Annotated in this window: 13 protein-coding genes; 2 read left to right on the top strand and 11 right to left on the bottom strand. The window is 51.8% G+C overall.

Going from position 1 to position 25,196, the window contains the following annotated elements; genetic code table 11:
* Nucleotides 1-19 precede the first annotated feature (19 nt).
* From IPH59_13000 to IPH59_12980, 5 genes are all read right to left on the bottom strand, one after another.
* Complete coding sequence (locus tag IPH59_13000; protein MBK7092615.1) at nucleotides 20-493, bottom strand: dockerin type I repeat-containing protein; 474 nt, start codon at nucleotides 491-493, stop codon at nucleotides 20-22.
* Between the two features lie 215 nt (nucleotides 494-708).
* Complete coding sequence (locus IPH59_12995; protein MBK7092614.1) at nucleotides 709-948, bottom strand: CDGSH iron-sulfur domain-containing protein; 240 nt, start codon at nucleotides 946-948, stop codon at nucleotides 709-711.
* A 187-nt stretch (nucleotides 949-1,135) separates the two neighbouring features.
* Nucleotides 1,136-4,948: a trypsin-like peptidase domain-containing protein gene (locus tag IPH59_12990; GenBank protein MBK7092613.1), complete on the bottom strand. Its 3,813-nt coding sequence runs from the start codon at nucleotides 4,946-4,948 to the stop codon at nucleotides 1,136-1,138.
* A 295-nt stretch (nucleotides 4,949-5,243) separates the two neighbouring features.
* Nucleotides 5,244-8,777: a choice-of-anchor J domain-containing protein gene (locus IPH59_12985; GenBank protein MBK7092612.1), complete on the bottom strand. Its 3,534-nt coding sequence runs from the start codon at nucleotides 8,775-8,777 to the stop codon at nucleotides 5,244-5,246.
* Between the two features lie 579 nt (nucleotides 8,778-9,356).
* Nucleotides 9,357-12,884 (bottom strand): choice-of-anchor J domain-containing protein, encoded by a 3,528-nt coding sequence (locus tag IPH59_12980; GenBank protein ID MBK7092611.1) that lies wholly within the window; start codon nucleotides 12,882-12,884, stop codon nucleotides 9,357-9,359.
* A gap of 755 nt (nucleotides 12,885-13,639) precedes the next feature.
* Here IPH59_12980 and IPH59_12975 point away from each other — a divergent pair.
* Together IPH59_12975 and IPH59_12970 are read left to right on the top strand one after the other, a co-directional pair.
* Nucleotides 13,640-15,493: a glutamate mutase L gene (locus tag IPH59_12975; GenBank protein MBK7092610.1), complete on the top strand. Its 1,854-nt coding sequence runs from the start codon at nucleotides 13,640-13,642 to the stop codon at nucleotides 15,491-15,493.
* 49 nt (nucleotides 15,494-15,542) lie between these two features.
* Complete coding sequence (locus tag IPH59_12970; GenBank protein ID MBK7092609.1) at nucleotides 15,543-16,673, top strand: hypothetical protein; 1,131 nt, start codon at nucleotides 15,543-15,545, stop codon at nucleotides 16,671-16,673.
* Between the two features lie 48 nt (nucleotides 16,674-16,721).
* On the opposite strand, the gene IPH59_12965 is transcribed toward IPH59_12970, so the two are convergent.
* The 6 genes from IPH59_12965 to IPH59_12940 all read right to left on the bottom strand — a co-directional run bounded on the left by IPH59_12965 (nucleotide 16,722) and on the right by IPH59_12940 (nucleotide 25,172).
* The gene (locus IPH59_12965) at nucleotides 16,722-19,697 is read right to left on the bottom strand and encodes a protein kinase (GenBank protein MBK7092608.1); all 2,976 of its coding nucleotides are present in this window, start codon (nucleotides 19,695-19,697) and stop codon (nucleotides 16,722-16,724) included.
* A 176-nt stretch (nucleotides 19,698-19,873) separates the two neighbouring features.
* Complete coding sequence (locus IPH59_12960) at nucleotides 19,874-21,529, bottom strand: SpoIIE family protein phosphatase (protein MBK7092607.1); 1,656 nt, start codon at nucleotides 21,527-21,529, stop codon at nucleotides 19,874-19,876.
* An 83-nt stretch (nucleotides 21,530-21,612) separates the two neighbouring features.
* Entirely contained in the window at nucleotides 21,613-22,110 is a 498-nt protein-coding gene (locus IPH59_12955; GenBank protein ID MBK7092606.1) for a hypothetical protein, read from the bottom strand.
* An 81-nt stretch (nucleotides 22,111-22,191) separates the two neighbouring features.
* Nucleotides 22,192-22,422: a hypothetical protein gene (locus IPH59_12950; protein MBK7092605.1), complete on the bottom strand. Its 231-nt coding sequence runs from the start codon at nucleotides 22,420-22,422 to the stop codon at nucleotides 22,192-22,194.
* Nucleotides 22,423-22,490: 68 nt separating this feature from the next.
* On the bottom strand, nucleotides 22,491-24,584 hold the full coding sequence (gene acs, locus IPH59_12945) for an acetate--CoA ligase (GenBank protein MBK7092604.1): 2,094 nt from the start codon (nucleotides 24,582-24,584) through the stop codon (nucleotides 22,491-22,493).
* Nucleotides 24,585-24,791: 207 nt separating this feature from the next.
* Nucleotides 24,792-25,172: a hypothetical protein gene (locus IPH59_12940; GenBank protein ID MBK7092603.1), complete on the bottom strand. Its 381-nt coding sequence runs from the start codon at nucleotides 25,170-25,172 to the stop codon at nucleotides 24,792-24,794.
* Nucleotides 25,173-25,196 lie beyond the last annotated feature (24 nt).

Below are 25,196 nucleotides of genomic sequence, written 5' to 3'. Positions count from 1 at the left end.
CTATGCAATTGCGGCTCAGTTAGGGACAATGTGGGGTTGGTCCGCCTCCGAAGATGTAACTAATCAGGAATACCGCGTCTGAAATCGTGATCGCTCCTGAACCATCAGCATCGCCGTTACACGTGGGATTGGGAGCTGCACCACCCCCAAAAATGTAGCTAATAAGAAACACTGCATCGGAAATGGTAATGCTTCCCGAACCATCTGCATCGCCACAGAGACAGGAAGAAGCCGCTGTGAAATTCTGTTGGAATCCCTGATTCAGTTTATAACTAGCGGAGCTTCCTGGTCCTGCCGCAGTTTGGCCAACGGTACTTGAGAGCTTGAATCCGGCAGAAGTGCCGTTTGTAGTGCCGCCGCCGGAAACGACCTGCCATTTCATCGTCTCGCCTGCGGACGGTGACTGATTTTCTGCGAAGGCATTTGATGACATTGAAGTCAGGACAAACGAAGCTGCTAAAGGCAGTATCATTTTTCGAAAGAGATTCATCATCACTCAACCTCTCAAGTTCTAAAAGATTTGTTGTATCTCGGTACAATTCAACGAATTCGAACCGAAGTGGAAAATTCTCGATTTACTATGTAATGGCTTTGTCGAGTTGATAGGTCTAGTATATAGACTTACCTCAATTTTGTCAAGCTGGAATACTCTAAAGATGGGGTTCGATTGCCATACTAAACCGATTCCGGGTGTCGGATCTGGTGAATCTAAGGGAGTTCTTTGTGGGTCCCGTCGCAAAAAGGCGAGGTTTTGGTGTGTTTGCACTGGCAATAGGAGCGCAGTTTCTTCTCGGTTATGGTGAACTCAATTGGTTCGAAGTCACTGCCGATATGCGATCCGTCACAAAATGGCTGATCTGCAGATCGCCCGCACCGGCACCAAAGGTAGGTTCCCGGTTCAAGCTCGAGCTTGATTGACTTCTTGTCAGCGATGATAGGATCGGACATTGGTTCTCCTGAACGAGTTACGAATCATAATACGAGCAACATTGAACTTCCATAATCTTGTGAACAGGCGCAGTAATCGCAAGCGGTTTTCGATTACTAGCCCATTTAAGACAACTCCCGGCATCAAATCAAAAGGGGCATCCGTTTCCGGATGCCCCTCTTATGGTGCGTGTGTGATATTGTGTGTCTACTTACAAGCTGCGCAAGGCGATGGTCCGCCTGAGAAGACGTAAGCGATCAGGTACACTGCGTCGGAGATGCTCACCCCGCCGCTGCAGTCGGCATCGGCTGACATCAGCGGATTGGGAGCCGGACCTCCGGAGAAGACGAATGCGATCAGATAGACAGCGTCCGAGATGTTGACCACTGTGCTGTTGTCGCAATCACCGCAAGTGTACGGAGGAGGAGGAGGCGTCACGGTCAACTTCGCCGGTACTACCAGCGGGTTGTTGCCCGGCACCGGATCGTTGTTGTAGATGTTGATCTTCGACTTGTAAATGCCGGTGTCAAGATCAGCCGACGAGAAGAGCAAGTCAATCGTATCCGCTGTGCCCGGAGCGACACTGCCGCCCAGCGATGACAGATACAGCCACTGCGCCGGCTTGGTGAACTCAACGGCGAGTCCAGCATGGATGTAGGCGGCATTAAGAGCTACCTGCAAACCGTCAAGCCCGTTCTTGTTCTCCATACCGATTGTGCAGCCAAGCAGGTCCATATTGGCGCCTGCCGATTCATACTGAATCTTGATATTGCCGCTCGGCGACAAAATGATCTGCGCCGTGATGATGTTGCCGACGACGGCATTGGAGTTGTACTCCGGATACTTCTCGAACTGGATCACAAGATCGCTGCCGACAACCTGATACAGCACCTTGCCGCCCGGATTGTCAGTATCAAGAATGTTCAAGTCATCCCAGCACCAGTAAATGGCGTTGTTCGGCGTGGCGTTCGACGGCAAGCCGCCGTTGGTCAAACCGTCGTAATCGGTGGTCGGACCGAAACCGATGTAGCCGTTGCTGGCAATGTAGAACTGCGTGTAAACTGAATCATAGTATGCGAAACTGAATCCGATCGGGAACGGACCGACAAAGTTGTCATCTGCCAAACCGGTCACCTGAGTACCGGTCCCTTCGATATCGACCCAGTTGTACACCGGACCACCCGGCTGATCGGAATCAACCCAGTAATAACCGAAGTTGTCGGGACCGCCGGCGTCATAAACGACCTCAGGTCCGCGCTGATTGGAAGTCTCCTGTGCTTTCGATTCCGGAAGCAGCGGCTGTTCCATCACAACGCTGGCCGGATTGACCTGGCCGGACGCCGCAAGGTCTGAGAACAACTGCATCCGCTTGGAGAAGTCAGGCAGAAGCACCAACGAGTAGTTCAATCCGCCAAGACCTGAGTTGGAGATAATCAACTGCTCATTCGTCGAATCGCCGATAGCGACGGTCTCGTCGAAGCTGGCATGGTTGACAGCGATCTCAGGACCGAAGTCCAGACCGATGTCGTCAACAAACCAGTCGTCATCGGAGGCGCCGACACTGCGTAAACGCAGGCGGAATGCCGAATGATAGGCATCCAGCGGAGCGCCGATAGTGACTGTCGCATAGGCGGTCATGTCGGCACCGGAACCAAACTGGCGGCTCAACTCCACCCAATTGCCCTGGTCGTTGAAATACTCAATAATCAAATCGTCACCGGTCTCAGGCGAACTGCCGCCGCCGGTGCGTTCATAAGCATAGCTGAAATTGACGCCTTCAGAAACTTCCATGTCGATCGCCTGCGACATCACCGTGTCGGCAGAGCCATTGAAGCGAAGGCTGTAGAGTGCTGACGGTTCGCTGGTACCGACACCATCAATCGTAGCGCCGGTGTTGTAAACCCACTTGGCGACTTCGAGTGTCGTGGTCGGGAAGGTATCAACGAACGGCAGCGTCAAAGGCTGACCAGCCGAGGTTGTACGCACGGACGAAGTCTTGGTCACCAGTGGTTCGGCGACGGATACCGCCGTCACAAACGAAGTGTCCTGCTGGCCATAGGATGACAGCGGCACAATCACCCGCACCTTGAAGTTGAATATCGCATTCGGCGCCAGTGTGCCGGTGGAAGAGATTACTGACGTGCCGGCGTTGTCGTAGATACCAGTCGCCCAATTGACGCCGGTCAAACTCAAGTTATAGCTGTCATTGAACAAGCCGTCATTGGTCAATGTGAAGTTGTGGAACACCGTGTCATCGACCGCACCGGATGTCGACGAAGCACTCGGCGTGAGCAGCATTGCGTAATCGATCACGCGGAACGAATAGGTCGCGGTGGTGTCGGCTTTGCCGTTAATGGCATGTGCTTCAAGATAGTAGTTGATCTCGGTTCCGGGCGACTGCGCCGGAATGTAACCAACGTACTCATTCGGATTGCCCGTCGTTACCAGTGTGTCCAAGTACGGTACAAAGTTGATCGTGTACTTTAGTAATAGAGCGTTTGCAATAAGGGCCGCATCTGCAGTAATCGTTGACACGACAGGATAAGCATTAACCGAATCCTTTGTGTCATTGAGCGGAGTGTGGACAATTTGTACACCAGCGTAAGGATCCCAGGTATTCATGGATGTCGCGCCGGTGTTGTCTGGGTCGAGCCAGTCCTTCACACGAGTCGATGGCGTACCCCCGCCATTCCACGACAGCGAAAACTTGCCGTAATAGTCAGCACGCAGATCATTACAGGCTGCCCAACCCCCGTGAAGCTGGCCAACAACCTGATGCTGCTTGTTGTAGAGTGGCGATCCTGAGGAGCCGCCCTCGGTTGTACCATCTTCCCAAACGCCGATTCTCCAGTGGCTCAAGCTCGAGTTGACTGTTGACCCGAGATAGTCGGTTGATTCATAGGAATCATAATCAAACGAGATCTTCTTGATGTCACCAGCAGGGTGGTGAATCGCCACGGCAGAGTCGCCATTGGTGTTGAGGTTATTCCAACCGCCGAAGGTTACTTTATAAGAATCGGGAGGAGCTTCATTCAAAAGCAACAGACCAACATCTGACGTTGAATATGCCGCCTTCTGCGTCGTTCCTTGGACTGTCATGAAGGTCGGCCCATTGATATTGGAGCAGTTTGGGCTCTCGTAGTTGAACATGATGATCCAAGTATTTGAGCTACCGAGGCAATGATTCGCAGTGAGAAAATACGGAGTTTTGTCCTGACGAACGTTATTGATCATTGAGCCCGAGCACCACCGAGTTCCGCCAGAAAGGAGCACCATCGCAACCGAGCGCTTTTCTTTCTGCCAATTGGCGCCTTCGGGACAATTGACGTTATTATTGCAAGAACCAGAGCCGCCAAAGTCGAGTGCGTCCTTCGCCGTCTTAAAGATGTCCTTGTAAGCATGGACCACGCGCGAAATGGTGAGTTCACCTTCATAGACAACAGCAGCAGGTTCATAATACTCAACAGTCACTTCGTCGCCGAAGACTGGCTGAGTAGCCATTTCACCGTGCGGCTTGTTGTTCTTTGCGGTAAACGCACCAATGACGTGACTACGGTCGGAGTTGTAGACAAACAACTGAGCGCCTTCGGGAAGACGGTATCTACTATAAATCAGGTTAATCGAATAAGCGCCAGGCGAAGAGAAAGTAATTCTCCAGATGCGGCCACCATCGGCCAAATCTTCCCACGTGCCGGAATTCTCAAGTGAATAGTTGACATCAAAGGGAGCGCCAAATCGAAACGGCAGTGCCTTGGATTCATCGGCAGCGTCCTCGGCAAGCAAAGCTTGCACGTCCACTGGCGGCATAACGAGTCGCTCAGAGTTTGAACGCAACTGTCTGTCAAAGCTCGGCGGAGTTCCGCCGTTCGAAATCTGCGCAGCAGCGGGTATTGATGCGAACACCACCAGGGCGAGAGCCGCGAGTAGTGCTGCGACGAATCCTCGTCTGGCAGAATGTGATTTACCAGCGCTTGTAGTGCTTTCCAAGCCAAGCGCGGACATGCGTTGAACATTTTGCATTAGACCTTCTCCACAGTGAATATTAGTAACCGGTTGCTCGGTAAGAATAGTCTTAATATACCGTTGAAATCCAATTTCGCAAGCAAAACTAGCCGCGCACAGTGGATAATATTGGGCCATTTAGCCTACGCTTGATGATAAAGAGAACCGTAGTTTCTTCAAGTCTTGAATCTGGAGTTTCAACCGAAGGTGGGGTCGGGTGGGCAAAAGAAGACGGGAGCCCCGATTTCTCGGAACTCCCGTCATTGTTGACTAATCTTCGATCAGATTAGAAACAATCAGAATGGTTCGACAATTAGTTGCCGACCGCGCATGGAGCGGGTCCGCCACCAAAGATGTAGCGAATCATATGGACTGCGTCAGAGATCGAGATCGCGCCGGTACAGTCGGCATCACCAATCAACACGTTGGCCGGGCCTGAGCCGCCGCCAAAGATGTAACTGATCAAGCTGACCGCGTCGGAGATGCTCAAAGCACCGTCAACGTTGAAGTCACCCGGATAAACGACTTCGCCGCCTTCCGGAATGATGAACGTGGACGGAACCGGCGAGCTCTTACCAATGATGACGACATCATCAGTAATCGACTCGGAGGTCGCATCGTTGTAATCCCAGGCAACCGTGAAGGTCAAGTTGTTCACATCGAACAGCAAGCCGTACGGGTTGAGGAAGGTGATCAACGGAAGCGTTGCTTCAACAACGGCGCCGCCGAAACCAGGATAGCTGGGAACGACGACAGCGCTGGCCGCCGGGATACCGTTGATGGTAACCGTTGAAAGGTTAACGTCAGCAGCGGTATAACCACCATCAAACATTCCAAAGTGGAACTGGTTGGTGATCGGCGTAATCGCGAACTTGTAATAGAGATACTGCGGATTCGGAGCAATGGTAGCCGCCGGAGCATACTCGATCACATTGATCGTGTAGTCTTCAACTTCACCATATTCGGTCGAGCCGCAAGCCGGAAGAGCGCCGGTGTAGGCGATTCTGACTCTCATGCGAGTCGGACCAGCCGGAGCAGACAACGGAGCAGTGACAGTACCGGTAAATGAGGCCGGTCCGCCGCTCATCAGAACTTGTTCTGACGGTGAGAAGCAGAAGTCACCATCCCAGTCAACCCAAACGCCGCACTGGTCGCCAGTGTACGCAAGACCGTTTGTCACGGTAATTGTGTACGGAACCGTCTGAACCAGACCGGTCGAGATCGAGGTATAATCCTCGTAGCTGGCGCCGCAAGAGGTAGCGTTGTCAATTGTGCTCAACTGAACTCTGCTGATGTATTCATCGCAGAATCCGTCAGCTGCGCAGTAGGCAGTAACTGCCTGACTTACGACATTAATTGTATACGGTCCGACCGCGCCGTTAGCAGCGTCGTTCATGACCGGATAGTAATATGTACCGGCCGGGAGAGCCAACCAGGTCATCGTGACGTTTCCATCACCGCAAGTGCTGACATCAAATGAAGCACCGGTGGTGAAGCTGGCACAAGGACAACCTACGGCAAGGTTCAACCAGGCATTACCGAACGCCGGGCTGGTGCCGCAATAGTCAAGAGTAACGTCAGCACACTCGGTGATTGTGAACGCTTCCCAAGCATTCGGACCCGGGAATGAGGCACAATCCGGAGCAGCATTGGTGTTGTCACCATTGAACGTTACCGGGACGCCAGTGGTCAACGCGACAGGGGTCACGTCTTCGCAATTGTCGTTTGCCGGCGGAACGGTAGTTTCAATCGTCAAGAATCCAGCACCGTAGCTGGTGGCGCTGTAACCGGTCACCTCGATCTTGTACTGCTGTCCAGCAACTACTGCAACGACAGCCTCGGACTGGAGGCTGCATTCGTCGTCAGCGCAGGCAAGTTCGGCGCCCAGCGGCGTACAAGCACAACCGTCATAGACGGCGAGCTTGGTGTCATAGCTGGAGCCGCAAAGGCTTACGCGGGCATTACCTGTAATCGGAGCGGTAAAGCAGTACCAGATATTCTTGCCGGCAGTCGAACAGAGTCCTGTGCCGTCATGTGTAGCTGCAGAATTGTCGAATGGAAGATTCGTGACATCACCGACTGGAATAGCGCTAGCGCAATTGTCGTTCGGCGGAGGCGGAGCCGCGCCGGCGAAGGTCAGGCTAAAGTTCGGGATGCAGTTCGGGGTCGGCCAGGTGTCGACCATGATGTAATAGGTACCTGCCGCGAGATTAAGTCCAAGCAATGACTTGGAGGTTCCCGACGAAGTACCGATGAATCCAATGCACGATCCGGTTGCAGCATCAAGCGGGCAAACGTTGTCGATTGCCATGGCGCTCCAGGTCGAACCGTTCGGATTCAGGGTAATGTCAAGGAGAAGCGGCTCGGTAAGGACGAGCTTGGTGATGTGGTCTTCGCCACCATCATAGCTGCCCATACAAGTCGTGCTGTAATCGTTTGCCAAACCGCAGTTGGTCAAACCCGACGCGGTGTACGGAAGGCTACCGGCGCCAAGCGTAATTTCCAACGGGTCAGCGCAGTTAGCGCCATCCGGTGTCGGAGCGGCTTCTTCGATAATAAGATCGAAGTCGGCAATACAATCCGGGGCCGGCCAAGTGTCGACCATCAGATAGTAATCGCCGGGGGCAAGTGCCAAACCAAGAATCTTGTGGGCGGTGCCACCTGAGTTGGTTGATTTGGCGATACAATCAGCAACGCCAGCATCAAGCGGACAGGCCGCTGGAAGATCGATGGCAAAACCAGTGTAGGTCGTGCCCTTAGGATCAAGAGTAATATCAACGGTGACAGCTGCGGTTACCTTGATGAAGTAGACCATGTCTTCTCCACCATCATAGAAATCGAGGCAGGTTGCGCTGTAGTCGTTGACACGGCCGCAAGTATACTGATTGGCATCGGTATACGGCATGTCGGCCGGGAGATTGACTACATACGGGTCGCTGCAATTGTCACCCGGGGTTGCAACCGGACACGGAGTGGTACAATCGAGACCGCCATCCCAATCGCCACCAAGAGTACCGCAAGCGGCTTCGGTGACGTCGGCACAGGTGCCGCTATAGCAGCAACGGCCGACTGGGGCAGCGTTGTCATTGACTGACACGAAATCGACACCAGCCTGGGCGCCGTCAACACCATTGTAGCGCCAAGCAAGCTTGACGTTGGTTTGACCAGCGTAACCGCTGAGATCGATGGTCTCTTTCGTCCAAACAAAATTGCTGAACACGCCTTCGCCTGATTCATCCCAAAGAAGGGTCGGGAAAGTGGCTCCGCCGTCCGTCGAGATATAAAGACCAAGGTCGTAGTTATCAAACGGGCTAACGCCCCAATAGTAGCTCATCATCCAATAGAACTCGACCTTGAGGTCGCCGGTGGCGCCGGTGAAGTTCATAGCGGAAGAGACAAGCCATTCGTCCTGCGGAACCAAAGCCGGGTCGTATTCGACGTCAGCAGAGGCAGCGCCGGAGAAGAACGAAACAGTCTGCTGTTTCCAATTGAAGGAAGCATTGCTGATGGTCTCTGACCAACCAGCCGGCGGAACAGCAGTTTCAAAGTCTTCGGCAAGGAATGAAGTGGCCGGAGCGTTTCTCAGCGGCTGAGCGCTAAGGCGTTCCGGAGCTGTCTTGGCAGATTCGTTTTGATATCTGACGACAACTTCTTCATCACCAATTTGGATAACCGGTCCACCGTTTTCGGCTTGCTTCAACACGAGGTTTGGCTGGCCGGGGGTGTTACCGCTAAGAGTCTTAGGAGCGTTTACGGATGCTTGTTTTGCTTCTGCAACAGAGGTAAGTAACGCGATTGCTGCGAAAAGTGTGATTAGAATCCGCAAAGTCATTCTACATCGATTCATGGATTCACCTTTCCTGATAAAAAAGTTGAAGAACTTCTGAATTAATCCAACAGTGATCCGCCCGAGAGGACTTCAGACGGATAAGTTCATAGGCACACCCTCCAACAGATAGTAGGTTTAAATTTATGGTCTCATTCTGTCTGTCAAAGAAATCAAGAAGTAACTTGAGCATCTGACAAAAATTGTCAATGCCTTTGACGGATCGGAATCGACTCGACGTTATCTATCGAATTTATTTAGTTCGAGTGTCTAACTCGGACACGCTGTCGTAACTATTAGTTGCTCTTTACGTCGGGAACGGGATGATCATTTCATCCGCTCCTGTACCTGTTCTAAATATATTCCCCATTTTGAATTGCGCAAGCTTAACTAAGCGATTTTGCGGAATTTTTTTCAAATTGGCAAGCTATCGGGCTGTTGCCGATTTTGCCTGTTGACCCCGTTTTGTACGTCTTTGATGACGTTAAGTTACTTCTCTTATTCTCACAAACGACGGCGGGAGTTGGACTTGACTCCAAACTCCCGCCGTTTCAGGAAAGGTCTCTTTCAGACCTCTTTAGGATTTACCTGATTCAGCCCTTAGTTGCCGACCGCGCATGGAGCGGGTCCGCCACCAAAGATGTAGCGAATCATATGGACTGCGTCAGAGATCGAGATCGCGCCGGTACAGTCGGCATCACCAATCAACACGTTGGCCGGGCCTGAGCCGCCGCCAAAGATGTAGCTGATCAAGCTGACCGCGTCGGAGATGCTCAAAGCACCGTCAACGTTGAAGTCACCCGGATAAACGACTTCGCCGCCTTCCGGAATGATGAACGTGGACGGAACCGGCGAGCTCTTACCAATGATGACGACATCATCAGTAATCGACTCGGAGGTCGCATCGTTGTAATCCCAGGCAACCGTGAAGGTCAAGTTGTTCACATCGAACAGCAAGCCGTACGGGTTGAGGAAGGTGATCAACGGAAGCGTTGCTTCAACAACGGCGCCGCCGAAACCAGGATAGCTGGGAACGACGACAGCGCTGGCCGCCGGGATACCGTTGATAGTAACCGTTGAAAGGTTAACGTCAGCAGCGGTATAACCACCATCAAACATTCCAAAGTGGAACTGGTTGGTGATCGGCGTAATCGCGAACTTGTAATAGAGATACTGCGGATTCGGAGCAATGGTAGCCGCCGGAGCATACTCGATCACATTGATCGTGTAGTCTTCGACTTCACCATATTCAGCTGTGCCGCAAGCCGGAAGAGCGCCAGTGTAGGCGATTCTGACTCTCATGCGAGTCGGACCAACGGCAGCTGTCAACGGAGCAATGACTGTTCCGGTGAAGGAGGCCGGGCCACCGGTCAACGTAACTTGTTCTGACGGCGAGAAGCAGAAGTCACCATCCCAGTCAACCCAAACGCCGCACTGGTCGCCAGTGTACGCGGAGCCATTGGTGATCGTGATCGTATACGGAACCGTCTGAACGAGACCGGCAGAAATCGAGGTGTAGTCCTCGTAGCTGGCGCCGCAAGAGGTAGCGTTGTCAATTGTGCTCAACTGAACTCTGCTGATGTACTCATCGCAGAAACCGTCAGCAGCACAATAATCGGTAACACTGACACAAGACAGATGAATTGTGTACGGACCTACTGCACCTGTTTCCGTGAGGATCGGGTAGTAGTAGGTTCCGGCCGGAAGAGCCGCCCAGGTCATCGATACGTTTCCATCACCGCAAGTGGTGACATCAAATGCCGCACCGGTGGTGAAATCGGCGCACGGGCAACCGATGGCAAGGTTCAACCAGGCATTACCAAACGCCGGGCTGGTGCCGCAATAGTCAAGGGTAACGTCGGAACACTCGGTGATCGTGAAGGCTTCCCATGCATTGTTGCCCGGGAATGATTCGCAATCTGGAGATGCACCGGTGTTGTCGCCGGTAAGGGTGACTGGAGTTCCTTCAGTCAGAACGACTGGAGTTACATCTTCGCAGTCATCATTAATCGGTGCAACAGTAGTTTCGATAGTCAGGAATCCGGGACCGTAGCTCGTGGCACTGTAACCGGTCACTTCGACCAGGTACTGGTTGCCGGCAACGACAGATACGACAGCTTCAGACTGAAGGCTGCATTCGTCATCCGCACAAGCAAGCTGAGCGCCAACCGGTCCACAAGCGCAACCGTCATAGACGGCAAGCTTGGTGTCGAAGCTGGAACCGCAGAGGCTCACGCGAGCATTACCAGTGAGAGGAGCCGTGAAGCAATACCAGAGGTTCTTGCCGGCGGTCGAGCAGGTGCCCGTTCCGTCGTGCGTAGCCGCCTGGTTGTTAAACGGCAGATTCAGAACGTCACCAACCGGAATAGCGCTGGCGCAATTGTCGTTCGGCGGAGGCGGAGCCGCGCCGGCGAAGGTCAGGCTAAAGTTCGGGATGCAGTTCGGGGTCGGCCAGGTATCGACCATGATGTAATAGGTACCAGCTGCAAGGTTTAGTCCAAGGAGGGACTTGGCAGCTCCTGATGACGTACCAATGTATCCAATGCACGATCCGGTAGCGACATCAAGCGGGCAAACGTTGTCGATTGCCATGGCGCTATAGGTGGTGCCGTTCGGATTCAGGGTAATGTCAAGGACAAGCGGCTCGGTAAGGACGAGCTTGGTGATGTGGTCTTCGCCACCATCATAGCTGCCCATACAAGTATTGCTGTAGTCGTTGATCAGGCCGCAGTTGGTCAAGCCGGATGCGGTGTATGGAAGGCTACCGGCACCGATGGTAACCACAAACGGGTCAGCGCAGTTGGCGCCGACCGGTGTCGGAGCGGCTTCGGTGATCTTCAGATCGAAATCTGGGATGCAATCCGGAGCCGGCCAAGTGTCAACCATCAGGTAGTAGTCGCCGGGAGCAAGAGCCAAACCAAGGATCTTGTGCGCGGTGCTTCCAGAGTTGGTCGACTTGGCAATGCAATCAGACACGCCGGCATCAAGCGGGCAGGCTGACGGAAGATCGATGGCAAAACCAGTGTAGGTCGTGCCCTTAGGATTCAATTCGATATCAACGGTGACCGCTGCGGTTACCTTGATGAAGTAGACCATGTCTTCTCCACCATCATAGAAATCGAGGCAGGTTGCGCTGTAGTCGTTGACACGGCCGCAAGTATACTGATTGGCATCGGTATACGGCATGTCGGCCGGGAGATTGACTACATACGGATCGCTGCAATTGTCACCCGGGGTTGCAACCGGACACGGAGTCGTACAATCGAGACCGCCATCCCAATCGCCACCAAGAGTACCGCAAGCGGCTTCGGTGACATCGGCGCAGGTGCCGCTATAGCAGCAACGGCCGACTGGGGCAGCGTTGTCATTGACTGACACGAGATCGATACCGCCTTGCGCGCCGTCGACACCAGTGTAGCGCCAAGCAAGCTTGACGTTAGTCTGGCCGACATAACCGCTAAGATCGACGGTCTTCTTGTTCCATGCGAAGTTCGTGAACACGGCTTCACCGGATTCATCCCAAAGAAGGGTCGGGAAAGTAGCTCCGCCGTCCGTCGAGATATAAAGACCAAGGTCATAGTTATCAAACGGGCTGACGCCCCAGTAGTAGCTCATCATCCAATAGAACTCGACCTTGAGGTCGGCGGTAGCGCCGGTGAAGTTCATAGCGGAAGAGACAAGCCATTCGTCCTGCGGAACCAGAGCCGGGTCGTATTCGACGTCAGCAGAGGCAGCGCCGGAGAAAAATGAAACAGTCTGCTGTTTCCAATTGAAGGAAGCATTGCTGATGGTCTCTGACCAACCAGCCGGCGGAACAGCAGTTTCGAAATCTTCGGCTAAGAATGAAGTGGCCGGAGCGTTTCTCAGCGGCTGAGCGCCAATACGTGCCGGAGCTGTTTTGGCAGATTCGTCTTGATATCTGACGACAACTTCTTCATCGCCAATTTGGATAACCGGTCCACCGTTTTCGGCTTGCTTCAACACGAGGTTTGGCTGGCCGGGGGTGTTACCGCTAAGGGTCTTGGTAGCGTTTACGGATGCTTGTTTCGCTTCCACGGTAGTCGAAATTAACGCAACGACCGCGAATAGTGTGACGAGAATCCGGAAAGTCAATCTACATCGATTCATGGAGTAACCTTTCTTCCAAAAAAGTTAAAGAACTTCTGAATTAATCCAACAGTGATCCGCCCGAGAGGACTTCAGACGGATAAGTTCATAGGTCGGCCCTCCGTCGATTGTGCGTTAGTGGTGAATATTTCTTAATTCTACTGTAGAAGGAATTCGAATACGTGCGGGAGCACACAAAGCCAATTCTGTGTGTTGATGAAATTCGTGATGCAGTATGCGCATGTCGCAGACCGTGTACCGTTGACATGCCGAGAACGATTCGCATGATGTCTTCCCTACGGCAGAAAAATGGAGTATTTCATCGTCTCAAACGATGCGCTTTTAATATAGTCCGAAAATTCGTTTTGGCAAGCTAAACAAGGATAAAACGGTTAATATTTTTGCTGATTTTTGACTCCAAAATCTACAATACGGCACCAATTGAGTCCTCTCTTCCAGATGCGAAATCAAATTCAAAGTTGGACCGTTAACTTAGTAAACTCAGAATGTCAGTTCATCTAGTCTTGAATGACCTCAGTTGCGACGAAATTGAATGTTCCACTGTAAAGATAGAGTTTGAAGAGAGAGAATTCAGGGTAGACTTCAAGTCACTCAAAAAACGGGCACATTTTCCACAAAACACGCCCTCGCTGACAGGAGAGGATAACATTGACATCGAACAAGGGGAATGTTATACTTGAAATTCTCTAGAAGCCGGGTTGCGCCGGCGTGTATGATTGGGAAATTTGTCTGGGAATCTTAGAGGATATACCTTCATGAACAATCAGAAGCCTGAAGACATAGAAATCATTCTGGCAACCGACTGCGGATCAACCACCACAAAGGCAATCTTGATCGAAAAAAACGACGGTCAATATCGTCTGATGGTGCGTGGTGAGGCGCCAACAACGGTGGAAGCTCCTTTTGAAGATGTAACGATGGGTGTGCTCAACGCTGTCCAGGAAGTGGAAGAACTCTCCGGACGTAAACTGTTGGACGACAAGGGAAACATCATGCGCCCCCGCACCAAGAATGGTGAAAAGGTCGGCACAGATATTTACATCTCTACATCGTCAGCAGGCGGCGGCTTGCAAATGATGGTTGCCGGTGTTGTTCGTTCGATGACGGCAGAATCGGCAGAACGCGCGGCACTCGGTGCCGGTGCTATTGTGATGGACGTGATTGCTTCAAATGACAAACGTCAGCCATATCAACAGATTGAGCGAATTCGCCACTTGCGCCCCGACATGATTCTGCTTTCCGGCGGAATCGACGGCGGAACAACAACACACGTCGTCGAAATCGCGGAATTGATCGGTGCCGCTGACCCACGGCCAAGACTTGGTTCAAGCTATCAGCTTCCCGTAATCTACGCCGGCAACAAAGATGCAGCCGGTGCGGTCAACGAGACGTTGGGCAAGAAAGTTGACCTCAAGATTGTTGACAATCTTAGACCGGTTCTCGAAAGAGAGAATCTGCTTCCTGCGCGCGAAGCAATTCATGACTTGTTCCTTGAACACGTTATGGCGCAGGCTCCCGGTTATAAAAAGCTGATGGATATGACTGATGCTCCAATCATGCCCACCCCGGGCGCGGTTGGATTGATTATCAAGACGATTTCTGAGATTGAGAATATTGAAGTCGTTGGTGTTGATATCGGCGGTGCGACGACCGACGTTTTTTCCGTTTTCCAAGGCGTCTTCAACCGTACCGTATCGGCTAACCTGGGTATGAGCTACTCGGTGTCGAATGTATTTGCAGAAGCCGGTCTCGAAAATGTCATGCGCTGGGTGCCGTTCCACATGGACGAGCGCGATTTGCGCAACCGCGTCAAGAATAAGATGATCCGGCCAACTACCATTCCGCAGTCAATCGAAGAGTTGGTATTCGAGCAGGCCATTGCCAAAGAGGCATTGCGTCTTGCCTTCATTCAACACAAGAACTTCGCGACAGTATTGAAGGGCGTTCAACAGCAGCGTACAATCGCAGACGCTTTCGAACAGAAGGGTTCCGGACAGACGCTGGTAAACATGATGACCTTAAACATGCTGATCGGATCCGGCGGTGTTCTTTCGCACGCACCGCGTCGCCAACAGTCAGCGCTGATGATGATCGACGCATTCCTGCCCGAAGGCATTACCCGCCTATCGGTCGACTCGATTTTCATGATGCCGCAGTTGGGTGTGCTCTCTACTGTTCATCCGCAAGCAGCCACGGAAGTGTTCAACAAGGATTGTCTCATTCACCTTGGCTCTTGTATCGCTCCATCGGGCGAGTCCAAAGAAGGCAAGGAAATGATGAAATACTCGTTCACCTTCCCGGATGGTCGCAAAGAAGAAGGCAAGTTAATGTTCGGCGAAATGAAGGCATTCCCGCTTGGTTTTGACACCAGGACGAATCTGCCGCTCAAAGCCAAAGCAGTGCTCGAACCGGATGGCAAGCTTGATCTTGGCGATGGACCCGGAAAGAAGATCGAAAGGGAAGTCTCCGGTGGTGTCGTTGGAATTATCCTCGATGGCCGCGGCCGTCCATTTGTGGTTCCAACTGATGATGCCACTCGCGTCAAGAAACTTAGAGAGTGGATGGCGGTGTTGGACATTTATCCGCAGGCAGCTTTACAAAGGAATTAAAGCGCAAGGTCGCTTGACCTTGCCTTGTTATAGAGGCGGTAAGAAAACTATGGCACATACTTACACACCGGGACTTAAGGTCTCGCAAAAAGAACTGATTACCAAGAAACGCATATTGCCTTTGAAAGGCGATGTGACGGTCAAGGTCGGCGACAAGCTGACGCCCGACACCGTTGTCGCGAGGACGCACCTTCCTGGCCCAGTCGAAACTATGAACGTCGCGAACATACTTGGCGTTCCTCCGGAAGACATTTCGCAGTGCATGCTCAAAAAGGTCGGTGATCCGGTAAAGAGCGGAGAACTGATCGGTCTGAATAAGTCGTTCTTTGGAATGTTCAAGTCAGAAGCCAAAGCCAAGATCGAAGGCACAATCGAGACCATTTCGCATGTTACCGGTCAGGTGTTGCTGCGTGGACATCCGATTCCGGTCGAAGTCAAAGCGTATATCGAAGGCGAAGTAGTCGAAGTATTCCCGAAAGAAGGTGTCGCTGTTCGTTGCTGGGGATCGTTCGTTCAGGGAATTTTTGGTATAGGCGGCGAAACTCACGGCGAACTGAAGATGGTTGTGACTAAATCCGACACCAAACTCACTGAGGATCTGATCAATGAATCATGCAAAGACAAGATCATCGTTGGTGGCTCGATTGTCACTGCCGAGGCCGTCAAAAAGGCCATCAAGGTTGGGGCTCGCGGAATTGTTGCCGGCGGATTTTCTGATCGCGACTTGCGCGACTTCCTCGGGTACGATATCGGCGTAGCAATTACCGGTTCGGAGGACCTCGGTGTCACTCTCGTTGTCACTGAGGGATTCGGAGAAATCCAAATGGCGAATCGCACGTTCGATTTACTGAAGTCTCTTGAAGGGAAGCGCGCCTGCATCAACGGAGCTACTCAGATTCGTGCCGGCGTAATTCGGCCGGAAGTGATCATTCCGATAGCCGACGATATCAAGACTGGAAAGGCCGTGGAAGGATTTCAAGGCAAGGGACTTGAGATTGGTTCGCCGATTCGCGTCATCCGCTCGCCATATTTCGGCAAGCTGGGCAAAGTGACAGCGCTGCCGTCACCATTGCAGAAGCTGGAATCCGAATCGATGGCTCGCGTTCTCGAAGTTGAATTCGATGGCGAAAGCAAGCAGGTCGTCATTCCGCGCGCCAATGTTGAGATGATTGAAGATTAGGTATTATTTATCGCAAGATTAAAGCCCTGTCGATTGGCAGGGCTTTTTTTATGCTTGCGACTTAAGCGCAGCCAAACGCTTGCGCCCGTCGATCAGTTCTTTGATCTCCGGGTCGGCCTTCTTCCAGATGTCCAGGAAAGATTCGTAGTTCTTGATTGCCTCTTTATTGTTGCCAATCCCTTCGTTGGTGCGGCCAAGATAATAAGAAAGGAGATTGTTATATATCGCGGCCTCTTTGAAACGAATGTCGTCGTAGTATAGGCTGGTTTTTCGTAGCAGTTCGGCCGCTTCAGCGAAATACCCGCCGTCAACGTAAGCACGTGCCAACTCAAACTTGGAGACGAATGTTGCTTGCTTGGCATCGACCGATTTGTACAGGTCGACCGCCTTCTTATAGTCACCCTTTACCCAAGAATAGACCGCTTGCATTCGATCTGCAACAACGTCAGCGTCTGATTTAGTTTTCGTCTCCGTGCGCACCGAGTCAATTAGCTTCAAAGCTTCCTCATCACGCCCCAAGGTTGCAAGGTACCAGACGTGCGTAATCGGTGCCCGGTCATACAGACTCATTTTGTAGGTATCATTCTTGTCGTCGTAGGTGCGAATAGGCTCAAGTACTTCCCAAGCCTTCTTGACATCTCCCAAATGGAAGTGGATCCGAGACTCGGTGATAACTCGCGCCAAGGACTCGGCCCCCAGCCCTTCCAGACGATCGGCGTCAAGTGCGTTTCTGTTCGCTGCTAATGCCTCTTTCAAACGACCTTGATAAATCAACAGGTTTACCCATTGGGTGCGGGCCAGTTGTCGTTCAATGCTATTCGAAGAGCCCATCGCTTTTCGAAACAACCTGCCGGCCTCGTCGTAGTTTTGCTGCAGCATATTCGCGATGCCCAACTTCGTGACGGTTTGCATCGTAAACTCCGGCCGGATTTCCAAAGCGCGATTGTAATAGACTATCGCAGAATCGAGTTGGCCAAGATATGCGAGAATATCTCCCTTGGAATCGTATGGATTCGGCTCGTCCGGGGCGAGTTCAATGTACTTATTGACCGCCCGCAGTGCGCTGTCCGGCAATTCGTGTCGCATAAATACGTAGGCCAATTGATTCCAGCCCGTCTTGAAACCCGGATCCAATTCCAGCGCGCGATGAAGTGTTGTAATAGCCAATTGACGTTCATCGATGTTCGAGTAAGAAACGGCGAGACTATAGAGGATTTCTTTGTCGTCCGGATAGCGTGCTGCCGCTTCGCGCATCAAGTCGCCAGAGGTTTTGTTATCGCCGTTGGCCTGTGCCAGATACGCCTGGATCATTACCCGATCTCGCGGCGAGGCGAAATTCATGAAGCGCTCGGCTTTGTCTCTGGCAGCCTGCCACTCTTGCCCGCTAAGTTGTTGCGCCAGCCGCATCCAGGCAACAGCAAAAGTCGAATCGATTTGGACCGCATGTTTGAAGGCTCCGCGCGCCTCTGTATTGAAAAAACGATTCTGATATTCGATTCCTTCAAGGTAATATCGGTAAGCCTCAGGCGATGTTGTGGACGATGAAGCGAAGTCGGCATGACTCGCATCGGCACCTTCACGCGGGAAAGACCTGTCGGCGCGAATCTGCTCAGCGAGTTTCTCGGTCAATGGAAATATCTTTTCACCCGGTTCGCCATTGATTCGTTGGCTCGCAAGCACGCCACCACTGGCGACATCAATTAACTGCGATGTCATAATGATTTCGGGCTCAACTTGAAGAATCGAACCCGTGATCATCCAGCGCGCACTAGCTTTCTTTGCCACTTGAGAAGACATGTCGCGATCGATGCGGCGTTCGCCTTCCTTTCCCAGCTGTTTCAGCAAGTCGTAGAGGCGTTGGCTCGAGACAACTTTGATCGATTTAACTTCGGAGAGATCGGAAATTAGCAGATTGGTTACAATCTCGCCGAGCCGTTGCTGATCGCTCGGGTCAGTGAGATTCTCAAAGTACATGACTGCCAACCATTCGTCAGCGGCATGCGCTTGCTGATCAGCGACGATGCTTAGATTCCAAGGTTTTAGAATCAGCAGCAGCAGTACTACTGCGACTGCGCCAGTCGTCGACAGAATCAACGGTAGTTTCGATTTCTTCATTGGCTTAATGGCGCGAGTGCTTTGTGTAGAGTGCGCCCCGGAGATTCCATCGAGCGCCTTCTTTTCGCGCTTCAAATCCGCCATTAGGCCGGAAGCGGACTGGTAGCGGGTCTCTAAATCCTTGTCGAGCGCATGTTCGATCAGATTTTGGAGTCCAGTCGAAATGTCTGACCGGAAATTGCTGATTGGATCGGGCGTGTCGTAGATAATCGCTCCCAAAGTTGCCGCATCAGTTTCCCGTCCGAACGGCTGTCGTTTTGTTATCATCTCGTAAAGCATGATTCCGAGAGAGAAAATATCAGAGCGGTGATCTACAGCCTTACCTTGCGCCTGCTCCGGCGACATGTAGGCAATCGTGCCAAGTGTTGACCCGGCGCGGGTTATTGAGTCGCTTCCCTTGACTGTCGCTAGTCCAAAATCGAGCAGTTTGGGGCGACCATCATTATCGACGACTATGTTTGCCGGTTTAACATCCCTATGCACCACTCCTGCCTGGTGTGCTTTCTGCAATCCGTCGCAAAGCTGGATGGCAATTTCTATTACGCGATTCAGCGGAAGGTCTTCTTTGAGAATCTCTTTTAGTGTGCGCCCTTCAACATGCTCCATCGCTATATATGGACGTCCGCTATATTCGGTGACTTCGTAGATGGTTACAATATTGGGGTGATTGAGGGCGGCTGCCGCCTGCGCTTCGCGGACGAAGCGATTCTTGGCTTCGGAGTCGTCGCACAATTGCTGAGATAGAAACTTGATGGCGACTTTTCTATTGAGAGTGGAATCTTCGGCGAGGAATACATCACCCATTCCGCCTGAACCGAGACGAGTGATGAGCTTGTAGTGACCGATTGACAAACCGACCGCTGGAACAAAGAAAGATCGGGTATTGTCTCTTCCGTCGGCGCTTTCCATGGTCGAGCACTCCTCCAATTTCAGTTAGGGAATTTCAATCGCTTCGCTTCGGTTATTCCATTAGGTTACGAGACAATAACGACTCTCAATCAAATTCGCAATATCAAGAGACGTGGAAGTCGTAGGTTAAGATACGATTGGCTGAGTGGATTGTTTCCGATTGAGCGGTTTGGGTACTAGTCTCGTTGCATGGCGAGCAATGTAATATCGTCTGACCGAGGAGCTTCGCCGACAAACTTGCTGACATCTTGAATCAGTGTTAAAGTCGCATCAGGCAAGGATGCATTTCTAGACTCAATCAAGAATTGCTCCAGGCGCTCGTCGCTATACTGATTGGCGGAAATGTCGTGTGCCTCGGGGATTCCATCCGTGAATACCCAGATCCGATCTCCCGGAACCAGTTCGAGGGTCGTCTGAGTCCACTGAAATCCGGCAAAAATTCCAATCGGTATTCCTGTCGAATCAAGGTATTGCGAACTGCCATCGGGTTTTACCAACAATGGAGGATTATGGCCTGCATTGACGAATTGAAGCGTGTGAGTCGTGGGATCGAGAATTGCCAAGAACACTGTTGCAAAGTCCCCGCCTCTGCTGGTCCCAGCGAGTTGCTCAGAAACACGCGCTGTGGCATCGGCACAATCGAAGTTTGCCATTCCGCGCAACATGCGAAATGCCGAGAGGATGTTTGATGCCAGCAATGCTGCGCCCATACCCTTGCCGGATACGTCCGCCAGCAAGAACAGGATGCGCCCATCGGCGAGTTTCGCGACGTCATAGAGGTCGCCGCCTACCATCTTACATTGCATCTGAAATGCGTGAAACTGATAGCCGGAAACTTCGGGTAAGATTTTCGGCATCAAACCTTCTTGAATCTGAGACGCGATATTCAGTTCTGACTCCAACGCCTGTTTTTCCTGGCGCTCTTTGAGCAGATTGTGGTTGGTGATTTTTGCGGCAAGAATGTTGCCGAAAGTCGCAACGAGTTTGAGGGTGTCCTCATTGTAACGATGTGCCGGGTCCGTGGTGTCGAGATAGAGAATACCCATAACCTTGTCTTCGTCGACCATTGGAATCGCCATAACTGAGCGTATCCCGGAGACCACTATCGATTCCTGTCGTGCGAAGCGTTCATCCGAAATGAGATCAGAGAAGAACACCGCATTTTTGTTGTTCAGTACTTCTTTCACGATGGTGCGCGAAATTATGAACTGCTCAGAACTGGTCTTATTCGAAATCCGGTAATTCAACAGGGTGACGTCGCCGGTTGTTTCATCGGCTGCGAAGATTGCCGAACGGTCGGCATCAATGATATTCCCAAGCAGATCAAGCGCCTGATCGAACATCTCGCCGACGCTCTGCGGCAAGATGAGCATTTTCGCCATGTCGGCAATAGCTTTGAAAACGGCTGGGTTCGCTGTGTCCTTGGCAGGCAAGGGCGCAAGCGCTTGTTCGAGCGGTATTGACGAGATTGAGGTGTGGCTGCCTTTGTCGTCGATAATTGATACTTGCGAAATCACCGACTGTGGTCGGGTTTCCGGAATGCCTTCGTGCAACAATAAGAAGCCGACATTGCCAAAGGAGATCGTGTCGCCGACTTTCAAGTCAATCGTATCGGTGAGTTTTTTGTCATTAACCTGCGTCCCGTTTGTACTGCCGAGATCGGTGAGACGGATCGTTTGATCTTCCATAACAACGAGGCGCGCGTGCTTGCGCGAGACCGTCGAATCGTTAATTACCAGATCGGCTTGGGGGTCTCGTCCGGCAACGTATGTGCCGGGCGGAAGGCGCCAAGTGAATCGATTACCATGCTGAGGGCTAGTTAATTTGAACATTCCAGAGTCGGCGTTTCCATTATTACGGGACAGAGATACTCTACGATTGTCGGATCCCAATTAATGATTAAAAGCCGTTGCGGTCAAGTAGAAGTATGATGCAATTCAGATTCGGAATCTCGAATCTCGGAAGGACTGCTCTCCGCGGGCGTAGTCGGCGCAGGTTTTCGGCGACGTATTCGAATCATTGGAGCGATTCCAGCCCATGCCAGTACGTAGCCGATCAAGGTGCCATAAGCCCCGATCTGCAAGCGAAGATTGACGTCATCGGGACCGACGCGGATTAAGAAGATTCGTTTGCCTCCGGCAACGGTCAGGATACCATAGACAATGACTGCGGTACTGACAAAGCTAATGACGGAGACGACAGTCGGCATGAAGTTGAATCGCTTGATCCGGCGAAGGTAATAGAAGGCTCCTACGAGCAACAAACCGGCAGTAAAGAGCGTCCAATATATCCCACCAATTTGAGCACCGGAGTAAGTCGCAGTTCCCATGCACGACATCTTGATCCAAGGCAGGAAGAAGCAGATTGCTATGAGGAGTCCACCTGCAGGTGTGAGGAAAAGGCGCTTATTCATGGCGTGGAGTTACAATAATGAAAGGGAATTGTCAAACGAAAATTAGACAACGAAGTCGAATTTCAATCTTCCCGGCTAGCGTTACTCCTTATTACGCGGATGGTTCTTTGCTTTTCGCTCATTGCCCCGCTTGTAGTTGCCGGTTAGCCGTGCCATTAGCTGCTGTAGAGCGTCCTCGTCGGACGTCTCAATTCCAGAAATAAAGCTCTGCGCTTTGGTGCCGCGCAGAGTTGTTGCAAGCATCCCGTGGTGAAATATGAGAACTTCACCACGTTTTGTAACTTTGAAGGAAAAGAGGAAGTTATTCGTCATACTACCGCCGTTGCCAACATCGCGAGAAGCTCCAAGGCGACTACCCCGAGCTTCTGCGTTGTTTTCGACTACTCCTCATCTTGGCGAAGTTTTTCGAGGATTGAAAAGTCTTCCAGTGTCGTCGTATCACCAGTCACTACGTTTCCATGAGCAATTTCACGGAGCAGACGCCGCATTATTTTGCCTGAACGGGTTTTGGGAAGCGCATCGGTAAATCGAATCTCATCGAGCTTGGCGATGTGCCCAATTTCCTTTATGACGTGAGCCCGCAGTACTTCGCGATGCTGTTCAAGGAAAGTAGGCTCACTGTCAACACCGCTCTTGAGAGTAACAAACGCGACCAAGGCGCTGCCTTTTAGATCGTCAGGGCGAGCAACGACGGCGGCCTCGGCAACGGTCTTGTGTGAAACCAGAGCGCTTTCAACCTCAGCAGTTCCAAGCCGATGTCCGGAAACGTTGACGACATCATCAATTCGTCCCATAACCCAGAAGTAGCCATCTTTGTCTTTTCGAGCACCATCACCGGCTAAGTAGTATCCCGGTCGTGTCTTGGTCGGCGCAAAATCGCTCCAATAGACATCTTTATATCGCTGGGGATCGCCATAGATTGTTCGAAGCATGCCGGGCCAGGGATGCTTGACCACCAGTAGTCCACCCTCGTTGGGACCGCATGAAACTCCATCCTTGCGGACAACATCTGCAACTATCCCGGGTAACGGCATTGTACAAGAACCGGGCTTGAGTGTTGTAGCGCCGGGGACCGGCGAAATCATGATGCCGCCAGTCTCAGTCTGCCACCAGGTGTCGACGATCGGGCAGCGCTTATTACCGATAAGAGTGTGATACCAGATCCATGCTTCCGGATTGATCGGCTCTCCGACAGACCCAAGTAGCCGCAACGATGACATGTTGTGGCTGATTGGGTACTGCTCGCCAGCTCGCATGAAACTGCGGATTGCGGTTGGCGCCGTGTAAAAGACTGTAATTTTATGTCTTGAAATCATGTCCCAAATGCGGTCAGGTGCTGGGTAGTTCGGCGCGCCCTCGTACAAAAATACCGATGCGCCGTTCGCGAGCGGTCCATAGACGATGTAGCTATGACCGGTAACCCAGCCAATATCCGCCATGCAGAAATAAAGGTCTTCCTCGCGCAGGTCAAAGACCAGCTTGGTCGTATAAGCAACCTGAGTAATATATCCGCCGGTTGTATGGAGAATTCCCTTTGGCTTAGCAGTCGAGCCGGAGGTGTAGAGAATAAACAACGGATGTTCAGAATCGAGCGGTTCCGGTGTGCACGGAGCCATCGGTACCATCATGCGCTCATGCCACCAATGGTCGCGGCCGATTGTCATGTTTACGTCGTTGCCGACACGCTTGTACACGATGACGTTTTGTATGGTTGGTGTATCCGTCAGTGCAGCATCAACATTGTCCTTGAGGGGGACTATTGAACCGCGACGGTAAGAACCGTCTTGAGTAATCACGGCAACAGCTTTGGAGTCATTGATTCGTTCGCGCAATGCTTCCGCAGAAAAACCGCCAAATACGACGTTGTGAGTTGCGCCGATTCGAGCGCAGGCAAGCATCGCAATTATGGCTTCGGGCACCATCCCCATATAGATCGCAACTACATCGCCCTTCGTCACACCGAGCGATTTGAGAACGGTAGAGAACTTGCAGACCTCTGAAAGCAATGCCTGATAGGTTAGAGTGCGCTGTTCGCCGCCTTCAGCTTCCCATACAATCGCCGCCTTGTTTCGGCGCCAGGTTGCGACATGGCGGTCCAGACAATTGTATGAGATGTTAATTTTGCCGCCGACAAACCATTCTGCAAAAGGGTGCTTCCACTTGAGTGCCGTTTTCCAGGGTTTGAACCATGTGAGCGCTTTCGCTTGTTCTTCCCAGAACTTCACCGGATTCTTGGCAGCCTTCTCACGAAGGCTCTTGAGTTGTGCTTGTGAAGAGACATGTGCATTCAAGCTAAATTCCTTGGAAGGCGGAAAGAGCCGATGTTCCTGCATTAACGAGGAGATACTATCAGCCGAACTTGAAACAACAGTCGCTGACTTCGTGTTTTTCGATTTTGCAGGTGCGTTCTTTTTGACAGGTTTAGAAGCTGCTGTCTTCTTGATCGGTGCTTTCGCTTTCTTCTTAGCGGGCATCTTTATCTCCATGCGTTATCACAGCGTTTTTGCGGTTGGAATAGTTTGTATTCGAAGTAAGCGAATATAGAGTAAAGCGGCAAGTAAAAACCACTATCGAGTGTCAAAAGTGGCTCTTTATCGAACGGCGCATTTGTGCTGATTCGCGGAATCAAAAGAAAGGGCACGAGAAGTCGTGCCCTTGTGAATTGCGTTCTGTCAATAGAACTATGGTTGACCTTGCTGGTTACGGATGATCTTTGCTACCAACTCATCAGCGCGGAATATCTTCATCCAGCGGCGTTCCGACATCAACGACATCAGTAACACAAGGGGTACCGCGATGTAGATGAAGGCGAATATCAGAGCCACCATCAACTTCGTTTCTGGAGCCCATGAAGTAAACACGCAGAGGGCAACCGGGATCATTGCAAGTCCGACAGCAATCAGGGTCAACAAGAAGATCCAGACCGACAATAGCATAAACACCTTGCGGGTGCCGCCGATTGCTTTGACGATGGCAATTGCGATCTCGACCTTGACGACATCGATTGCCGTCTTGACGTATTTTCCTGCAAGGGCAAACAAAATGCCCTTAATGAAACCCATCAAAATTTACCGAACCCTTTCTGG

It is taken from the genome of bacterium (assembly GCA_016708315.1).
Classification (GTDB): domain Bacteria; phylum Zixibacteria; class MSB-5A5; order CAIYYT01; family CAIYYT01; genus JADJGC01.
This window is presented reverse-complemented; position numbering and strand designations above follow the sequence as displayed.

Excerpts from the sequence above, each read along its gene's own strand:
- IPH59_12955 (MBK7092606.1), bottom strand. The coding sequence starts at position 22,110 with ATGAATAAGCGCCTTTTCCTCACACCTGCAGGTGGACTCCTCATAGCA.
- IPH59_12950 (MBK7092605.1), bottom strand. The coding sequence starts at position 22,422 with ATGACGAATAACTTCCTCTTTTCCTTCAAAGTTACAAAACGTGGTGAA.
- IPH59_12980 (MBK7092611.1), bottom strand. The coding sequence starts at position 12,884 with ATGAATCGATGTAGATTGACTTTCCGGATTCTCGTCACACTATTCGCG.
- IPH59_12970 (MBK7092609.1), top strand. The coding sequence starts at position 15,543 with ATGGCACATACTTACACACCGGGACTTAAGGTCTCGCAAAAAGAACTG.
- IPH59_12975 (MBK7092610.1), top strand. The coding sequence starts at position 13,640 with ATGAACAATCAGAAGCCTGAAGACATAGAAATCATTCTGGCAACCGAC.
- acs (MBK7092604.1), bottom strand. The coding sequence starts at position 24,584 with ATGCCCGCTAAGAAGAAAGCGAAAGCACCGATCAAGAAGACAGCAGCT.
- IPH59_12960 (MBK7092607.1), bottom strand. The coding sequence starts at position 21,529 with ATGTTCAAATTAACTAGCCCTCAGCATGGTAATCGATTCACTTGGCGC.
- IPH59_12990 (MBK7092613.1), bottom strand. The coding sequence starts at position 4,948 with ATGCAAAATGTTCAACGCATGTCCGCGCTTGGCTTGGAAAGCACTACA.
- IPH59_12985 (MBK7092612.1), bottom strand. The coding sequence starts at position 8,777 with ATGAATCGATGTAGAATGACTTTGCGGATTCTAATCACACTTTTCGCA.
- IPH59_12940 (MBK7092603.1), bottom strand. The coding sequence starts at position 25,172 with ATGGGTTTCATTAAGGGCATTTTGTTTGCCCTTGCAGGAAAATACGTC.
- IPH59_13000 (MBK7092615.1), bottom strand. The coding sequence starts at position 493 with ATGATGAATCTCTTTCGAAAAATGATACTGCCTTTAGCAGCTTCGTTT.
- IPH59_12995 (MBK7092614.1), bottom strand. The coding sequence starts at position 948 with ATGTCCGATCCTATCATCGCTGACAAGAAGTCAATCAAGCTCGAGCTT.
- IPH59_12965 (MBK7092608.1), bottom strand. The coding sequence starts at position 19,697 with ATGGAAAGCGCCGACGGAAGAGACAATACCCGATCTTTCTTTGTTCCA.